Source organism: Acinetobacter sp. A1, from assembly GCF_012371315.1.
Classification (GTDB): Bacteria; Pseudomonadota; Gammaproteobacteria; order Pseudomonadales; family Moraxellaceae; genus Acinetobacter.
Map to the genome: position 1 here is coordinate 1 of NZ_JAAZQY010000071.1, position 2,063 is coordinate 2,063.

2 pseudogenes and 1 other annotated feature are annotated in these 2,063 nt (G+C 41.4%); of the pseudogenes, one reads left to right on the top strand and one right to left on the bottom strand.

The window, feature by feature from the left end:
- Nucleotides 1–75: 75 nt before the first annotated feature.
- A pseudogene (locus tag HHA41_RS12910) lies at nt 76–573 on the bottom strand (DUF308 domain-containing protein); the annotation flags it as partial.
- 508 nt (nt 574–1,081) lie between these two features.
- Here HHA41_RS12910 and HHA41_RS12920 point away from each other — a divergent pair.
- Nucleotides 1,082–2,063: pseudogene (locus tag HHA41_RS12920) on the top strand (IS3 family transposase); the annotation flags it as partial.
- Nucleotides 1,357–1,473: a sequence feature (AL1L pseudoknot), on the top strand. Its footprint overlaps the pseudogene before it by 117 nt.

Sequence of the window (2,063 nt, forward strand, 5' to 3'; positions counted from 1 at the left end):
GAAACAATTCGAGGCATGTGTGAACATCTGTTAACTAAAAAAACTTTTTCGCATGATTAGTTATTTTTGTCAACTTAAAATATCAATCGCCAGAAACAGGCCCAGGACCCAAAACGGTGCATCTGGGGATTGCAAAATCACAATCCCTGCCAGCAGGGTCAAGATGCCTGAAAATAAAGTCCAGCCCCATCCACCCAGAGCGCGAAACAAAAGGCTATTCAAGATCCGGATGATACCTGCAATAATTAGAATAATCGCCAGAATATGGGTCAGGACCACCGCGGTCTGTAGCGGTGTACTGAACGCATAATATCCGGCAAGCAAGTATAAAAGACCGAATAAGGCCCAGAACCAGCGAAAACCGCCATGAAAAATTTTAAATGCAGCAACAAAATGCAGAATCCCGCCGATCATCATCAGTACGCCAAACATGAATACCACGGACAAGGTTGCAAAGGGTAAAGTCGCTAGCAAGACCAGACCAAAAATCACTAGTAAAATGCCCAGCCCCAGATACCATTTTCGCTTTTGATGCAACTGACTACGTACCAAGTCATTGCCTACTGTTTTCATCTTTTCTTCTCAAGTGATGTCTTATTTGACTGATCATACTTTAAAACTTGATTGGCTTTAGAAGAATCTTACGTTTCCTGTTCCTTAAAATGTAGTCAAACATAGTCAAGGACTAATTCGCACTCTGTTAATGTCTTGTTGCCAAGCGTGTAACTAGAGCCTGAGTCGGTCAGTTCCGACTTGTAGCGGTCAGTCCGTTCTTGCAATATACGCTTTACAGTTTTGTAAGGCGTATAACGACTTATCTCATTGTCGTTTAATCTTGCAAGCACGTTTCTCGCAGCATTCCAATCAGCTTGCACAACTTCCCCATTGAAACGGTGAAAACGATCTCCCTTACGTGTGCCTATTAAAAGCCCACGTAAGAAAGAATCACTTTGCGAAGTATATGCAGAATTGACTAGATGCACCGTAGAACCTCTACGGTGAGATATAGAAGTTAGGGCATTAGCTAACAATGAACCGTACCGGGTTTGTCGGAGAGTCAATATTCTGAGAGACTATTCCGATGAAAAAACCAAACTATACCCCCGAAATTAGAGAAAGAGCGGTTCAATTACTAATTGAATCTGAAAAAGATTATCCTTCTACTTGGGCAGCAATCACAGCTATTGCGCCTAAAATCGGTTGTACTCCTGAAACATTGCGTGTTTGGTATTTAAAGCATATGGATCAACTAAATCCTGCCAAAGTACAACAGATATCTGACCAAGAAAAAATGAAGCAAATGGAACGTGAAATTAAAGAATTAAAACGTGCCAATGAAATTCTACGTAAAGCAGCCGCTTTTTTCGCCCAGGCGGAGCTCGACCGCCCACACAAATAATGGTGGATTTTATCCAGAACAATAAAGATCGATATGGTGTTGAAGCGATTTGTAGAATTTTACCGATTGCAGCTTCGACCTATTATCGGGCTTTAGATCTCGTTGATAACCCAGAACATCGAGCGAAACGTGCTCAGCATGATTTACATCATGCAGAACAAATCAAACGTATTTGGAAAGAAAGTTCAGGTCGATATGGTGTACGTAAAGTCTGGCAAAAATTGAAACGTGAAGGCTATGTTATTGCACGTTGTACAGTTGCTCGATTGATGCAGAAGCTAGATATACAAGGTGTTTGGCGTGGTAAGAACAAACAAACTACCCGCAGCCGAGATGATCAAAAACGAGCAGATGATTTAGTGAAACGGAATTTTAGTGCTGATCGACCTGACCAATTATGGGTCAGTGACTTTACGTATATTCAAACCAATTCTGGCTGGGTCTACACTGCATTTATTATTGATGTGTTCTCGCGAGCAATTATTGGATGGAAAGTATCTACACGGATGAATACAGATATGGTGCTCGATGCATTGGAGCAAGCATTGCACGATCGAGGTATGCCTAAGAATGTGATTCATCATTCAGATAGAGGTGTTCAATATCTTTCTATTCGCTATACCAATCGTTTAGAAGCAGCAAATTTACGAGCATCAGTCGGTAC